Genomic DNA, 16,036 nt, shown 5'->3' on the forward strand with positions numbered 1-16,036 from the left:
ATGGATCTAGACTGGAGCGCGCTGTGGTTGTCGCTGAAGGTGGCCGGCTGGGCGACCGCGATCAATCTGGTGCTGGGCGTGGCACTGGGCGCATTGCTGGCGCGGCGGCGATTTCCCGGCCGTGAGCTGCTGGATTCGCTGCTGACCCTGCCGATGGTGCTGCCGCCGACGGTGCTGGGGTATTACCTGCTGGTGCTGATCGGTCGCAATGGTCCGATCGGTGCGTGGCTGCAATCGTGGTTCGGCATCAACCTGGTGTTCACCTGGCAGGCGGCCGTGATTGCTGCGACGGTGGCCTCGCTGCCGCTGGTGTTCAAGCCGGCACGCGCGGCGTTCGAGGAAGTGGACGGTCAGCTGGAGCAGGCCGCACGCACCCTGGGTGTATCCGAAGCGGCGGTTTTCTTCCGCATCACGCTGCCACTGGCCTGGCGCGGCATCCTCGCCGGCCTGCTGCTGGCGTTTGCGCGCGCGATGGGCGAGTTCGGCGCCACGCTGATGGTGGCGGGCAGCATTCCGGGCCGCACGCAGACGCTGTCGATCGCCATCTACGAGGCGGTGCAGGCCGGCCAGGACGGCAAGGCCAATGCGCTGGTGATCCTGACCTCGGTGGTCTGCATCGTGATCCTGTTGCTGGCCGCGCGGCTGGTGGGCGGGCGTCGCCGGGAGCTGCGCGATGTGGCTTGACCTGCAGGTGCAACGTCGCCTGCAGGCGGCCGGCCAGGATTTCGTGTTGGACGTATCGCTGCAGTGCACGCAGCGCCAAGTGGTGTTGTTCGGGCCCTCGGGCGCCGGCAAGAGCCTGACCTTGAAGGCGGTGGCCGGGCTGCTGCGGCCGGGCCATGGTCATGTGCGCGTGCAGGGGCAGACCCTGTTCGATGCGGCCACCGGCGTGGATCTGCCGCCGCAGCGCCGCCGGCTGGGCTATGTGTTCCAGGACTACGCGCTGTTCCCACACCTGAGCGTGCGCCAGAACGTGGCGTTCGGGCTGCAGAAGGGCTGGTTGAATCCGGGGCTCGGCCAGCGTTTCGATGCGGTGGAGCAGTGGTTGCACGCCTTCCGCATCGACACGGTGGGCGATCTGCTGCCCTCGCAGGTCTCCGGTGGCCAGCGCCAGCGCACTGCATTGGCGCGCGCCCTGGTGACGCAGCCGCAGGCGCTGCTGCTGGATGAGCCGTTCTCCGCACTGGACCATGACCTGCGCCAGCACCTGCGTCAGGAGCTGGAAACGGTGCTGGACCGGACCGGCATCCCGTTGCTGTTGATCAGCCATGACCCGCAGGATGTGGCCATGTTCGGCCAGCAGGTCGCGCGCGTGGTGGACGGCCGCATTGTAGGCAATTGACCCGTGATGGACGCACCGGCGATGGTTGGTCACATCTGATGGTAGTGCCGGCCGCTGGCCGGCAACCGTGGCATCCGGAGCAGCCGGCCAGCGGCCGGCTCTACCGGTTCAAGGTCCGTGCGGTCCGGTGGCCATGGATCAGTACAGCTCACAGTGCGTGCGGCCTTCACCGCGCAGCGCGTCCCAGCGCCCTTCGCCAGCGATGTCATCGATGGCCTCGCGCACCGCGCCTTCCAGGTGGCGCTTGTTGCCGCACAGGTATAGATGCCCGCCGCGGCCCAGCACATCGCGCACTTCGCTGGCGCGCTGCCGCAGTACATGCTGCACATAGACCTTTTCGGTGCCATCGCGCGAGAACGCGGTATGCAGGCCGGCCAGCACGCCCCGGGTATGCCAGTCCTGCAGCTGGCCGCGGTACAGGTAGTCGTGCTTGCTGTGCTTCTCGCCAAACACCAGGTGCACCTCGCGTTCGCAGCCGTTGGCCTGCAGTTCCTGCATCAGGCCCATCAAGGGCGCGATGCCGGTGCCGGTGCCGACCAGCAGCAGCGGTGCCTGGCCGGTATCGGGCAGGTGGAAGCCAGGGTTGGAACGGCAGTACACACGGGCGTGGTCGCCACCGTGCAGCAGGCTGCCGGTAGCGGTGCCGAAGCGCTCGCGGCCGCGCAGGGTGTAATGCACTTCGCGCACGCACAGGCTCAGCTGGTCGTCGCGCGGGTGCGAGGCGATTGAATAGGCACGCGGCAGCCGCGCTGACAGCAGTTCACGCAGCCGGGGCAGCGGCATACTGTCCGGGGTGGCGTGGTCCTGCAGCACGTCCAGCAGGTCCAGGCCGTGCAGGTAGGCGTCCAGCTCGCGCTTCTGGCTGACCTTCAGCAGGCCCTTCAGCGTTTCGCTGCCACCGAGCCGGGCCAGTTCGCGCAGCACGCTCTTGCTCAGCAGGCGCAGCTCGCGGTCGCGCAGGGCGGCCACGGCCGTGGTATCGCCGTACCAGCGGGCCAATGCGTGCAGCAGGGTTGGGTCGTTCTCCGGCACCACGTGCAGGGTGTCGCCCGCGCGATAGACCATGCCACTGCCGGCAATGTCCAGCTGCAGGTGCCACGCGGCCGGGTCGCTGCTGTTCAAGCGGCGGCGTTCGAGGATGCGCGCGGCAAAGGCGTTGTCTTCACCATAGGCGGTGACCTGCAGGTGCAGGTCTTGGCCAGCGCTGAGGTCGCCACCCAGCACCTGGCTTAGCACCGGCTGCCATTGCTGGAAGAACTGCTCGTAGCCCAGGTCGGCATCCACCCGGTGCAGCAGCGGCTGCGCCTGGCGCTCGCTCAGCGCGGCATCCAGCGCCTTGGTGAAGCCGCAGAAGCTCGGGTAGCCGGTGTCACCGAGCCCAAACACGGCATAGCGCAGGCCGCTCAGCGTCGTGGTCTGGCGCAGGGTTTCGAAGAACCGCTCGCCATTGGCCGGCGGTTCGCCATCGCCGAACGAGCTGGAAATCGCCAGCAGCACGTCGCCTTGGCCGAGACTGGCCACGTCGATGTCGTTGAACGGAAGCACCTGCGGCGCATGCGGCTGCAGGTCCGCGCCCAGACGCTGGGCCAGGGCGCGGGCGTTGCCCGACTCGGACGCGAAACCCACCAGCAGGCGGCTGAAGGGCGTACTGGTCGGGAGAGCGTTCACGCGGCCTCGTAGAAGTCGTCGAACTTTTCCTTGCTGAACTCGACCAGGTCGTAGTTCTGCATCAGGTCGTTCACCACGCGGCGGATGCTGATGTAGGAGGTGATGTTGCCGTCGGCGTCGAACAGCGGCTGCACGGTAGTGTCGACCACGTAGAGCACGCCGCCCTTGCCGAGGTTGGGCACGATCCCGGTCCAGGTCTTGCCGGCCTTGATGGTGTCCCACATGTCCTTGTAGACGGCCTTGGGCACATCCGGATGGCGCACGATGCTGTGCGGCTGGCCGATCAGCTCTTCGCGGGCGAAGCCGGTGAGCGTGCAGAACAGGTCATTGGCGTAGGTGATGTTGCCCTGCAGGTCGGTGGTGGAGATCACCATGACGTTCTGCAGCGCATTCACGAGCTGGTCGTTGTCGGGGGAGTAGTTCATCGCGGGGGTCCTTGTAGAGGCCGGCAGCGCCGGTGTGTTCGGGTCCTGCATAGGAATACGCCCGCGTGGCGGCGGGCGATTTGACATTGGTCAAGCGCGTGGCGCGAAGGCCTGCGACCGGGTGTCGCAGGGAGAATCTCTGTAAAGCCGAGCCCACTTCGGCTCGAGCTCCAACGGGACTGCCCGCAGCCGAGCGTGGCCTCGGCTCTACAGGAGAGGCACGGGCGGCTGGCGGGCGTACCTCATGCGTACTGAGCTCATGACGCCTTGTCACAAAGAAATCGCCATGGCTTCACGGTTGATTGATCGCATGGAGGGCTATTGTCGTCCTGAGCCTCTCGCTGGCGTCCCCCACGTCCTGCGTCGACTTCCTTCCCAGCACCAGCGCCCGTCCGGGCGCCGCTGGCGTCTGTCTGCCTGAAGCAACCGAGATCATCCCCATGGCCCGCGCCACCCAGTCCGCTTCACCCGTTGCGATCGCTCCGGTCACGCCCGTGCCGATCGGTACCCGCCGCGGCCATTCGCAACCGCTGGAGCTGCCGGAACTGGTGCAGCGGGTGTTGTTCGTTGCCACCGAGATGGCGGACTTCGTCAAGGCCGGTGGCCTGGGCGACGTAGCTGCGGCCCTGCCGCGTGCGGTGCGCGGTGCGTGTGATTCGCGCGTGCTGCTGCCCGGCTACCCGGAGGTACTGCAGCGCCTGCCACAGCTGCAGCGGGTGGGGCACGTCAGCGCGCGGGCCGGCTTGCCAGCGTGCACGATCGGCATGGCGGTGCAGGCCGACGGCCTTCCGATCTACGTCTTGCTGTCGGCGGAGCTGTACGAGCGTGAGGGCTCGCCCTACGTGGACGGGCAGGGACAGGAGTGGAAGGACAACGCGGTTCGATTCGCCACGCTTTCGCATGCGGCTGCGGAGATTGCGGCCGGGCGTGCCGGGCTGGACTGGTCGCCGCAGCTGCTGCACCTGAATGATTGGCCGGTGGCCATGGCGGCCGCCTACGTGCGTTGGGACCGGACGGCCGTGCCGACCCTGCTGACGATCCACAACCTGGCTTACCAGGGGCTGTTTCCGTACGCGCTTGCACCCGTGCTGGGCGTGCCGGCCGAACACCTGGATGAACTGCACTTCCACGGGCAGATGTCGTTCCTGCAGGGCGGGATCACCAACGCCACGCGCCTGAACACGGTCAGCCTGCGCTACGCGCAGCAGATCACCGCCCCGGATGACGGCTGCGGGCTGCATGATCTGTTGGCGCGTCGCGCGGCCGGCGGGCACCTGAGTGGAATCGTCAACGGCATCGACGCCAGCTGGGACCCGCGCCGCGATATCCATCTCAAGGCCCACTTCGGCATTGGTGAGTGGACCGGGCGCGCCACCAACGCGCATGCGGTGCGCAAGGCGTTCGGCCTGGCGCCGTCGACCGGCCCGCTGTTCGCGGTGGTCTCGCGGCTGGTGCACCAGAAGGGCCTGGACATTACCTGCGACGTGGCACCCCAGATCGTGGCGGCCGGCGGCCAGCTGGTCATCATCGGCGGTGGCGAGCCGCAGGTGGAAGCCCAGGTGCAGGCGCTGGCCCGCCGCTACCCGGGGCGGGTGGGCGCGTTCATCGGGTTCGAGGAAGCGCTGGCCCGCCAGATGTTTGCCGGCGCCGATTTCCTGCTGATGCCTTCACGCTTCGAACCCTGCGGGCTGAGCCAGATGTACGCGCAGCGCTTCGGCTGCCTGCCCATCGCACACGCGACCGGCGGGCTGGTGGATACGGTGGAGGATGGCGTGACCGGATTCCTGTTCCACGGCGCCAATGCCGATGGCCTGCGCCGCTGCGTGGAACGGGCGATGCGCACCTTCCGCCTGCCGGGCCTGCTGCAGGCCATGCGCCGCGCCGCCATGCTGCGGCCGGGTGGCTGGGATGCGGCCGGTCGCGCGTATCTGGCCCTGTACCAGCAGACCTGCCAGGTGGCCGCATGAGCCACGACAGCCTGCATCTGGCCGCCCTGGAGGATGAAGCGATCACGGAGACGGGATTGGATCAGCGTATCGCCCCGGCGCTGGAGGACCTCGTCCACGCGCGCCCGGCCGATGCATTTGCCTGGCTGGGCCCGCATCGCCAGCCAGAAGGCGGACGCCAGCTGCGCGTGCTGGTGCCGCACGCGCCGCGCGTCGAGGTGATTGCAGACGATGGGCAACGCTGGGACCTGTCTCCTGGCCCGTTGCCCGGCCTGTTCGAGGGCGCGGCCGGTGACGCGGCGATACCGCTGCTTGCCCTGCATTTCGAACAGGGCGTGGAGCAGGTGCATGATGCCTATGCGTTCGGTCCACTGTTGGACGAAGCACTGCTGCAGCGGTTCCATGCCGGTGATGCCGATGCGGCGCGGCAGCTGGGGGCGGTGCCGATGCAGGTGCAGGGCATCGCGGGCGTGCGCTTCGCGGTGTGGGCACCCAATGCCCAGCGGGTCGCGGTGGTTGGCGATTTCAATGGATGGGATGGCCGACGCCATCCGATGCGGCTGCGTCACACCGCCGGCGTGTGGGAACTGTTCCTGCCGGGCGTGCAGGCCGGTGCCCGCTACAAATTCCGCATCGTCGGCGCCGACGGCCGGGTGATGCCCGACAAGTTCGATCCGATGGCGCGCTGGGCCGAGCTGCCACCGGCCACCGCTTCGCGGGTGCCTTCGGCGGCGCCGATGCAGTGGCACGATGACGCCTGGTTGGAGGCCCGGCGCCAGGCCGGAACCTGCGCACCGCTGTCCATCTACGAAGTGCATGCCGGCTCCTGGCAGCGCAGCGACGAGGGCGCGCCGCTGGACTGGGACGCCCTGGCCGACCGGTTGATTCCCTACGTGGCCGGGCTGGGCTTCACCCACATCGAGCTGCTGCCGGTCAGCGAGCATCCCTTTGGCGGCTCCTGGGGCTATCAGCCGCTGGGGATCTACGCGCCGACGGCACGCCATGGCACGCCGCAGGCCTTCGCACGCTTCGTGGACCGCTGCCACCAGGCCGGCGTGGGAGTGATCGTGGACTGGGTGAGCGCGCACTTCCCGAACGATGCGCATGGCCTGGCCGGGTTCGATGGCACCGCGCTGTACGAGCATGCCGACCCGCGCGAAGGCGTGCACGCCGACTGGGACACGCTGATCTACAACTACGGCCGCAACGAAGTGGCTGCCTACCTGATCGGCAGTGCCTTGGAGTGGGTGGAGCGGTTCCATATCGACGGTCTGCGCGTGGATGCTGTGGCGTCGATGCTGTACCGGGATTACAGCCGTGCCGAGGGGGAGTGGATACCCAACGAGCAGGGCGGGCGCGAGAACCTGCAGGCGGTCGCGTTCCTGCGGCGGATGAACCAGGCGCTGCGTGAGCGTTTCCCGGATGTGCTGGTGATCGCCGAGGAATCCACCGCGTGGCCGGGGGTGACCGCGCCGGTGGAGGAGGGCGGGCTTGGCTTCACCCACAAATGGAACATGGGCTGGATGCACGACACCCTGCAGTACCTGGGACGCGATCCAGTCCATCGCCAGCATCACCACAGCGAGATCAGCTTCGGCCTGGTCTACGCCTTCTCCGAACGGTTCGTGTTGCCGCTGTCGCATGACGAGGTGGTGCATGGCAAGGGAGCGCTGCTGGCCAAGATGACGGGCGAGCCGGCGCAGCGGCTGGCCCAGCTCCGCGCGTACTACGGTTTCATGTGGGCGCACCCGGGCAGCAAACTGCTGTTCATGGGCGGCGAGTTCGGCCAGGGCCACGAGTGGTCGCACGATGCGGTACTGGACTGGGCACAGGCGGCCAGCAGTGAGGGCCAGGGCCTGTCGCGCCTGGTGCGAGACCTCAACGGCGTGCTCCGCGCCGAACCTGCGTTGCATCGCGACGAGCGTGACGAGCGGGGTTTCGATTGGAGCGTGGCCGATGACAACCGCAACAGCGTCTACGCCTTCATCCGCCGGGATCCGGCCGGTAGCGGCCGCACCCTGCTGGTGGTGAGCAACTTCACTCCGGTACGTCGCGACGGCTACCGGGTCGGCGTGCCGCACCCGGGGCGTTGGAGCGAACGGCTCAACACCGACAGCGCGTATTACGGTGGCGGCAATGCGGGAAACCTCGGTGCAGTGCATACCGAGTCGAGGCCGATGCACGGCCACGCGCAGTCGCTGCGGCTCACGCTGCCGCCGCTTTCCACGCTGTACCTGCAGGTTGATGCATGACGGCAGTAACGCCGCGCCTGGGCGCATGGCCTGTGGCTGGTGACAGGGTGGAGTTCCGTGTGTGGGCACCGGACGCCAGGATGGTGGCGCTGTGCCTGCGCGGCACGCAACAGCCGATGCAACGTGACCCGGACGGCTGCCACTGGCTGCGGACACCGGCATCGCATGGCGACCGCTACCGTTTTCGCCTTCCTTCCGGCCAGGACGTGCCCGACCCGGCCTCGCGCTGGCAGCCGGACGGCATCGACGGAGACAGCGCGGTCGTGCTGGACACGGCCATGGCGCAACCCGCTTGGCGCGGGCATGCCTGGCAGGATCTGGTGATCTATGAAGCACACATCGAGGCCGGCGGCGGCTTCGCGGCGTTGACCGCGCAGCTGCCGATGCTGGCCGCGCTGGGCATCACCGCCATTGAACTGATGCCGGTCGCGCAGTTTCCCGGCCAGCGCAACTGGGGCTACGACGGCGTGTTCCCGTATGCGCCGGCCCATGCCTATGGCGGGCCGGCAGCGCTGAGGGCCTTCATCGAAGCGGCGCACGATGCAGGGCTGTCGGTGCTGCTGGATGTGGTCTACAACCACTTCGGACCACAGGGCAACCACTTGCGCGACTACGCGCGCGGGTTCTTCCGTGACGACCGCAGCACGCCGTGGGGCGAGGCCATCGACTTCCGCCAGCCCTGGGTGCGGCGCTTTTTCATCGACAACGCGCTGATGTGGTTGCGCGACTACGGCTTCGATGGCCTGCGCCTGGACGCGGTGCACGCCATTGACGATGACCGTTTCCTCCAGCAGCTGGCCGATGAGGTACGTGCGGTGGCCCCGCACGCGCACCTGGTGCTGGAGAACGAGCGCAACCAGGCGCGGTGGCTGCGCGGCGCCTACCAGGGGCAGTGGAACGATGACTTCCACAATGCGCTGCACGTGATGCTGACCGGCGAGCAGGAGGGCTATTACGCGGCCTATGCCGGTCGCGCCGAAGCACTGCTGGCGCGCTGCCTGGCCGAAGGATTCGCCTGGCAGGGTGAACCGGACCTGCGCGGCGATCCCCGCGGCGAACCCAGCGCCGACCTGTCGCCCGCGCGTTTTGTGGTATTCGCGCAGAACCATGACCAGGTGGGCAACCGCGCTCTCGGCGAGCGCCTGTCGATGCTGACCGATCCTGCGCGGCTGCGTGCGGCGCTGGCGTTGACCCTGCTGACGCCGATGATCCCGCTGCTGTTCATGGGCGAACCGTGGCAGGCGCAATCGCCGTTCCTGTTCTTCACCGACTACGCGCCGCCGCTGGACGAGGCGGTGCGCGAAGGGCGTCGCCGCGAGTTCGCTGGTTTCAGCGCCTTTGCCGACGCCGCCGCGCGCGCGCGTATTCCCGACCCGAACGACCCGGCCACCCTGCAGGCGTCCTACACGTCGCCGCCCGGCGATGATCACTGGTCGCAGCACTGGCTGCACTGCACGAGCGGGTTTCTGGCACTGCGCAGGCGCTATCTGCAGCCCGGGTTGCTGCAGGCGCGGTCGTTGGGTGCGCGCGTGCTGGGCGAAGGCGCGGTGCAGGCGGGCTGGCAGCTGCCGTCGGGCCAGTGGTGGATCGCGGTCAATGTCGGCCCGTCGCCGGTGGTGCATGCGATGCCGGCCGGGGAGCACGTTGTAGGGCCGGACGCTGCCACGTTGCTGCCCGCAGGCGGCGGCGTGCTTGCCTGTTGGGTCGCCGCATGAGGACCGATGCGGCGGTTCTGGAGGCGGCACGGCGCGCGGGCCTGCTGGTTCGCTGGACCGACGTGGCCGGTGTCGAGCGCGAGGTCGCACCGGACGTGCTGCGCGCGGTGCTGGAGGGGCTGCAGGGCGATGCAGCGCTCGAGCACGGTGGCCTGCGCACGGCCTGCTGTGGACAGCTGCTGGCGATGCCGGACGCAGCCGGCGCAGCGTGCTGGGTGGATGAGCATGGCGCCGTGCTGCCGGCACGCGCCGATGCGCAAGGGCGCTGGCGCGTGCCGGACCAGCCGGGTTACTGGCAGTGGCGCCGGGGCGACCGGCAACAGGCGGTTGCGGTGGCGCCACAACGTGCCTGGTGGCCGCAGGGCACGCTGCGCGGCTGGGGCCTGTCGGCGCAGGTCTACAGCCTTCGCGCCTCTTGCGACGCTGGCATCGGTGACAGCGCCGGCTGTGCACGATGGAGCGAACTGCTGCACCGTCACGGCGGCGATGCAGTGGCGTTGAGCCCGCTGCATGCCGGCTTGCCACCTGGGCCAGGCTACAGCCCCTATTCGCCCAGCGACCGGCACTGGCTCGATCCACTGCAGGTGTCCCTGCCGCAGGTACTGCCGGAGGCAGCCGACGCCGTGCTGGCTGAAGACCAAGCACTGGCGACGGCAGTTGCAGCCGCCACCGCAGCGCGCCGCATCGACTGGCCGCACTCGGCGGCGTTGAAGTGGCGCTGGCTGCGCCAGGTGCACCAGTGGCTGCGGCAGCAGGCGCCGGCACAGTGCGAACAGATGCAGACGTGGCGCGATGCGCAAGGCGAACCCCTGCTGCGCTATTGCCAGCACGCCGCCGACCGGTTCACTGGAAGCGCCGACGACCATGCGTTTGCGCAATGGTTGGCGCGGCAGGGCTGGGCGCAGGTGCAGGCGGGATTGCGCATCGACGGCGCGTCGATCGGGCTGATCGCGGATCTGGCGGTGGGTTGCGCACCGCAGGGCGTCGAGGCGCGGACCGGCGGCGACCAACTGCTGCAGGGCCTTGAACTGGGCGCGCCGCCGGATGCGTTCAATCCGCTGGGCCAGGCCTGGGGTATCACCAGCTGGTCACCCTTCGCCCTGCAGCGCGAGGGCTTTGAGCCGTTCATCCGCGTGCTGCGCGCTGTGATGGCCGGCCGTGGCGGGCTGCGCATCGACCATATCCTTGGCCTGCAGCGCCTGTGGGTGCTTCCCCGCGGGGCGGGCGCCGGGCAGGGCGTTTACCTGCGCTATCCGTTCGATGATCTGATCAACCTGCTGGTGCTGGAATCGTGGCGGCATCGCTGCGTGCTGATTGGTGAAGACCTGGGCGTGGTGCCGCCGGGCGTTCGCCAGCGGCTGGCAGCCCGCGGCATCCTGGGCATCGAGGTGCTGCCGTTCGCCCGCAACGGTGAGCGCTTCCTGCCGGCGCCACGGTGGCGCCGCGATGCGGTGGCCATGCCCTCCACCCATGATCTGCCACCGCTGTCCGGCTGGCTGCACGGGCGCGACCTGCGCTGGCGTGCCCGCCTGGGTGAGCTGAGCGGACTTCCGTCGGCGCTGCACGCGCGCTCCAGAGAGGTCCAGGCGCTGTCCGCAGTCGCCCGGGGCGAGGGGGCCACGCTTGAAGCGCGTGCGCTGTCGCTGGTCGCGCACGCATCGTCACGGCTGGCGCTGCTCCCGCTGGAAGACGCCCTGGGCAGTCGCGCGCAGGTGAACCTGCCGGGCACCGTCGACGGCCATCCCAATTGGCGCCGACGGCTGCCGCTGGCGTGGGACCAGGACGCGGCCGACGCGCGTATTGCCCGGTTCAGCGCCACGCGGAGGAAGGAGCAGCGATGACTCCGTTGCGTGCCACCGTGCGCCTCCAATTGCATGCAGGCTTCGACCTCGGGGCCGCCGCGGCGCAGGTGCCGTATTACGCCGCGCTGGGCGTCAGCCACCTTTACCTGTCGCCTGTCGCCGCCGCGCTGCCCGGGTCTACGCATGGCTACGATGGCATCGACCCGGCCCGCATCAATCCGGAACTGGGCGGCGAAGAAGCCTTCCGGCAACTGGCTACGGCGACGCGGGCGCACGGCATGGGCCTGATTCTGGACATCGTACCCAACCATCTGGCGGCTTCCCCGCACAGCCATTGGTGGAGCGATGTGCTGATGCACGGGCGTCGGAGCCCGCACGCAGACTGGTTTGACATCGACTGGGAGGCGCCGGGCTGCGAGGGCCGGCTGTGGCTGCCTGTGCTGGACCGGCCGTTGCACGACGCGGTGCGCGATGGCGTCGTGCGCGTGGTGGTGGACAAGGCGCGGCCCGTGCTGCGCCATCATGGGCTGGCGTTGCCGTTGTCGCCGCGCAGCCATCCACTGGACCCCGCGCAGTGGCCGGCGTGGGCCGAGCGCTGCAACCGCAGCGTTGAACGGCTGCATACCCTGCTGCAGCGGCAGCACTACCGGCTGGCCTGGTGGCGCACGGCGGGCGATCAGGTGAATTACCGGCGCTTTTTCGATATCAATGAACTGGCCGCGCTGCGGGTGGAGCGCGACGACGTGTTCGAGGCGGTGCATGCGCTGCCGCTGCGGCTGGTGCGTGAGGGATGGGTTGACGGCCTGCGCGTCGACCATGTGGATGGCCTGTCGCGTCCGGGCGCCTACCTGCAGCGCCTGCGTGAATCGATCAGGACGGCGTGCGCGGCCGGCGACCGTGATCCGCAGGCGGTGAGCCTGCATGTGGAGAAGATACTGGCCGAGGGCGAGCAGCTGCCCGACAGCTGGGCCTGCGACGGTACCACCGGCTATGACTTCATGGACCAGACCGGTGCCTGGTTGCACGATCCGGCGGCTGCCCCCGCGCTCTCGCGCACGTGGCAGGCGCTGGGCGGTGACTCGCGCAGCTTTGACCGGATTCAGCAGGACGCTCGCGGCATGATGTTGCGCCAGGGCCTTCACGCAGACTTCCAGCGGCTGCTGCGCAGTGCGCAGCAGGTCCTGCAGCCCCGGCTGGCCGAGGCCGATATCGGAGTGGCTGCGCTGGCACGCGCATTGGCTTCATTGCTGCGGCATTACCGCACCTACCGGCCCTATTCGCTGGAGGGGGCGGGTGAACGAAAGGCGCTGGTGGACGCTGCCGGTGCTGCGCGCGAGGCGCTGGACGGTGCCGCACGCGCCGCGCTGGATCTGCTGCTGCAGGCACTTCCCGGCCAGGCGCCGGCTGAAACCGAGCTGCGCGTACGGTTCGGGCAGCTGGCCGCGCCGCTGAATGCCAAGTCGGTGGAAGATACCGGGTTCTATCGCTATTTCAGGCTGCTGTCGCGCAACGAAGTCGGCAGTGATCCGCAGCGGCTGGGCATGGAAGGGCGCGAGCTGCTGGAACATGCAGCCGGGCGCCTGCGGCGCCATCCCAGGGCGCTGCTTGCGCTGGCCACCCACGATCACAAGCGCGGGGCCGACAGCCGGGCACGGCTGGCGGTTCTCAGTACCTGCACGGTCGAGTGGCGGGACGCGGTGCGGCGCTGGAGCCGGATGGCGACCCACGCCGGCGCGCCGATGCCGTTGCCGGGTGCCGAGACCTATGCGCTATGGCAGGCGCTCGTCGCCGCGTGGCCGATGCACGGTACCCCCGGCGCCGACTTCGCATCGAGGATGGTGCAATGGCTGACCAAGGCATTGCGCGAGGGTAAACGGGTCAGCAGCTGGTCCGATCCCAACGTGGCCGTGGAGGAGGCCGCCGCGCAGTGGCTGCACGCGCTGCTGGATGGAGCGCCATTGCAGCCGGTGCGGGAGGCGCTGGCGACGTTCGTGGCGCGCATCGCGCCGGCGGGCGCCTGCAACGGCCTGGCACAGCTGTGCCTGCAGCACTGCCTGCCCGGCGTGCCCGACCTCTACCAGGGCGGCGAAGGCTGGGACCTGAGCCTGGTGGACCCGGACAACCGGTACGCGGTGGACTATCCGGCGCGGCACGCGTGGCTGCGTGATGCGCGCGGGTGGCCCGCGCTGCTGGATGACTGGCGGGACGGTGGGATCAAGGCATTCCTGCTCCGGCAGTTGCTCGATTGCCGCCGCAGGCACCCGCATCTTTTCCTGCACGGCGCGCTGCAGCCGCTGTCCGCGCCTGCGCGCTCGCCGTGGCTGGCGTTCACGCGCAGGCATCAGGCGCAGGTGCTGCTGGTGGTCGTACGGCGAAGTTCGCCCACCACCATGCCGGGGCCCAGCCTGCACATTCCGCGCGACGTCGGCAGCGGCGTGACGCTGCGTGGGCTGCCGGCAGGCCCCATGCGCAATGTCCTGGACGGGCGCATCGAACATTTCAACGCAACCGCGGACGTGGCCGGGCTTCTGGCTGGCAGCCCGTTGGCGATATGGATCAACGAGGAGACAGGTAGGGATGGACAGCAGGGAACGACGGCAGCGGATTGAGGCACTTGCCCACCAGATCTGGGAGGCAGAAGGGCGCCCGGACGACCAGCAGCAACGGCACTGGCACATGGCCGAGCGGCTGGTGGAAGCCGAGATTGCCGCCGCGCGCGGGGAGGAGGGCACTGATGGCGAGCCGTAAGTGGACGCAGACCTCGCGGGTGCGCGAAGGCCGGCCGTTCCCGCTGGGGGCGACCTGGGACGGATTGGGTGTGAACTTCGCGCTGTACTCGCGGCACGCCACGCGGGTGGAACTCTGCCTGTTCGATGGACGCAACCGCGAAGTGGAACGCATCGCGCTGCCCGAGTACACCAACGAGATCTGGCATGGTTACCTGCCGGACGTGCGGCCCGGGCAGCGTTACGGCTACCGGGTGCACGGCCCGTATGCGCCGGAAGAGGGCCATCGCTTCAATCCCAACAAGCTGCTGCTGGACCCCTACGCCAAGCAGATCGTCGGCGAACTGAAGTGGGCCCCCCACCTGTTCGGCTACACCCTGGGTCACCGCGATGGCGATCTCAGTTTCGACCGCCGCGACAGCGCCAGCTACATGCCGCGCTGCGCCGTGATTGACCCGGCCTTCAGCTGGGGTGTCGAGCGTGCACCTGCCACGCCCTGGGACCGGACCGTGATCTACGAAGCGCATGTGCGCGGGCTGACCATGCAGCATCCCGATGTCCCGCAGGCCGAGCGTGGCACCTTCTCTGCCCTGCGCCATGACGCAGTGGTCGACCACCTCAGCCATCTGGGCGTGACCGCCATCGAACTGCTACCCGTGCACGCATACGTCGATGACCAGCAGCTGCTCGAGCGCGGGCTGCGCAATTACTGGGGGTACAACACCATCGGCTTCTTCGCGCCGCAGCCTCGCTACCTGTCGCTGGGCATCGTGGCCGAGTTCAAGCAGATGGTCGCGCGGTTGCACAATGCCGGCATCGAAGTGATCCTGGACGTGGTCTACAACCACACCGCCGAAGGCAATGAGCTGGGCCCTACGCTGTCCTTCAAGGGCATCGACAACGCCAGCTACTACCGCCTGGCCGATGATCGCCGCTACTACATCAACGATACCGGCACCGGAAATACGTTCGACCTGACCAATGCCGGTGCGCTGCGCATGGTCATGGACTCTCTGCGCTACTGGGTGACCGAGATGCGGGTGGATGGGTTCCGCTTCGACCTGGCAACCATCCTCGGCCGCGAACGGCATGGCTTCGACGCCTCGGGCAGCTTCCTCGATGCGGTACGCCAGGACCCGATCCTGAGCCAGGTGAAGCTGATTGCCGAGCCATGGGACATCGGCCCGGGCGGCTACCAGCTGGGCCAGTTTCCGCCGGGCTGGGCCGAATGGAACGACCGCTTCCGCGACACGGTGCGCGCGCTGTGGCGTGGCGATGGCGGGCAGCTGGCGGAGTTTGCCACGCGCTTCACCGGCTCGGCCGACCTGTTCGAACACCACGGCAGGCGGCCGTCGGCCAGCATCAATCTGGTGACGGCGCATGATGGATTCACCCTGCACGATCTGGTCAGCTACAACGATCGCCACAACGAGGCCAACGGCGAGGACAACCGTGACGGCCACTCGCACAACCTTTCCAGCAACCACGGCGTGGAGGGAGACACCGATGATGCGGCGATCCTTTCGTTGCGTGCGCGGCAGATGCGCAACCTGCTGGCCACGCTGCTGCTCGCGCAGGGCACGCCGATGCTGCTCGCCGGGGATGAGTTCGGCCATTCGCAGCAGGGCAACAACAACGCCTACTGCCAGGACAATCCACTGAGCTGGATCGACTGGGAGCGCGCAGCATTGCCGGCTGCACAGGCGCAGGTGGCGTTCGTGCGGCGGGCGCTGTCACTGCGCCGGCGCTACGGCCTGCTGCGCCGGAACCGGTTCCTGCGCGGCGAGTACGATGAGGCGCTGGGCCTGCGCGATATCGACTGGCGGCATCCCGATGGTCGCGGCATGGAGGAAGCGGACTGGCATGACGCAGGGCTGCGTGCGCTGCTGATCGTGCTGGACGGTCGCAGTCCGGACAGTGGCCTGCGCGAGCCCGGGCGGCATGTCAGCCTGGCCCTGCTGTTGAACGCCGGGGAGCAGCCGCAGCGGTTCTGTGTGTCAGACGACGCCCTGTCGTTCCGGCGCGTACTCCTGCAGACCGACGAAACGCCGTTGGAGCCGGATGAGGAAGGCGCCTGGACGCTGCCGCCGCGCAGCCTGTGCCTGCTGGCGGCAAGCAGCAGCGCGTGATTGCACTGCTGCGCCACTACGGTGCGCCGGG

The 16,036-nt window shown here is 68.7% G+C and carries 11 protein-coding genes; 9 read left to right on the top strand and 2 right to left on the bottom strand.

All coding sequences use genetic code 11. The features are described from left to right. Entirely contained in the window at positions 1–684 is a 684-nt protein-coding gene (gene modB, locus ACTXG9_RS00285) for a molybdate ABC transporter permease subunit (RefSeq protein WP_021204216.1), read from the top strand. Further along, positions 674–1,342, top strand: coding sequence for an ATP-binding cassette domain-containing protein (locus ACTXG9_RS00290; protein ID WP_329866584.1), 669 nt, complete (start codon positions 674–676; stop codon positions 1,340–1,342). Before modB ends, ACTXG9_RS00290 begins: the two co-directional genes overlap by 11 nt. Before the next feature lie 138 nt (positions 1,343–1,480). On the opposite strand, the gene ACTXG9_RS00295 is transcribed toward ACTXG9_RS00290, so the two are convergent. Both ACTXG9_RS00295 and ACTXG9_RS00300 read right to left on the bottom strand, forming a co-directional pair. Further along, on the bottom strand, positions 1,481–3,010 hold the full coding sequence (locus tag ACTXG9_RS00295) for a sulfite reductase flavoprotein subunit alpha (RefSeq protein ID WP_329866586.1): 1,530 nt from the start codon (positions 3,008–3,010) through the stop codon (positions 1,481–1,483). Next, complete coding sequence (locus tag ACTXG9_RS00300; protein WP_026347009.1) at positions 3,007–3,435, bottom strand: PAS domain-containing protein; 429 nt, start codon at positions 3,433–3,435, stop codon at positions 3,007–3,009. The genes ACTXG9_RS00295 and ACTXG9_RS00300 overlap by 4 nt, the downstream gene beginning before the upstream one ends. 440 nt (positions 3,436–3,875) lie before the next feature. On the opposite strand from ACTXG9_RS00300, the gene glgA reads away from it, so the two are divergent. The 7 genes from glgA to glgX are packed head-to-tail and all read left to right on the top strand — an operon-like array spanning position 3,876 to position 16,005. Next, entirely contained in the window at positions 3,876–5,402 is a 1,527-nt protein-coding gene (gene glgA, locus ACTXG9_RS00305; protein ID WP_019659881.1) for a glycogen synthase GlgA, read from the top strand. Continuing rightward, positions 5,399–7,633 carry a 1,4-alpha-glucan branching enzyme gene (locus ACTXG9_RS00310; RefSeq protein WP_111098112.1) on the top strand — a complete coding sequence of 745 codons (2,235 nt, stop codon included), beginning with the start codon at positions 5,399–5,401 and terminating at the stop codon, positions 7,631–7,633. Before glgA ends, ACTXG9_RS00310 begins: the two co-directional genes overlap by 4 nt. Next, positions 7,630–9,348, top strand: coding sequence for a malto-oligosyltrehalose trehalohydrolase (gene treZ / locus ACTXG9_RS00315; RefSeq protein WP_180832557.1), 1,719 nt, complete (start codon positions 7,630–7,632; stop codon positions 9,346–9,348). The genes ACTXG9_RS00310 and treZ overlap by 4 nt, the downstream gene beginning before the upstream one ends. Further along, entirely contained in the window at positions 9,345–11,189 is a 1,845-nt protein-coding gene (locus ACTXG9_RS00320; RefSeq protein WP_456115699.1) for a 4-alpha-glucanotransferase, read from the top strand. The genes treZ and ACTXG9_RS00320 overlap by 4 nt, the downstream gene beginning before the upstream one ends. Next, entirely contained in the window at positions 11,186–13,759 is a 2,574-nt protein-coding gene (gene treY, locus ACTXG9_RS00325) for a malto-oligosyltrehalose synthase (protein ID WP_180832553.1), read from the top strand. The genes ACTXG9_RS00320 and treY overlap by 4 nt, the downstream gene beginning before the upstream one ends. Continuing rightward, positions 13,728–13,898 carry a DUF2934 domain-containing protein gene (locus ACTXG9_RS00330; RefSeq protein WP_080352942.1) on the top strand — a complete coding sequence of 57 codons (171 nt, stop codon included), beginning with the start codon at positions 13,728–13,730 and terminating at the stop codon, positions 13,896–13,898. Before treY ends, ACTXG9_RS00330 begins: the two co-directional genes overlap by 32 nt. Then, positions 13,885–16,005 carry a glycogen debranching protein GlgX gene (gene glgX / locus ACTXG9_RS00335; protein ID WP_171952994.1) on the top strand — a complete coding sequence of 707 codons (2,121 nt, stop codon included), beginning with the start codon at positions 13,885–13,887 and terminating at the stop codon, positions 16,003–16,005. The genes ACTXG9_RS00330 and glgX overlap by 14 nt, the downstream gene beginning before the upstream one ends. Positions 16,006–16,036: the final 31 nt, after the last annotated feature.

It is taken from the genome of Stenotrophomonas maltophilia group sp. LNF247 (assembly GCF_054083135.1).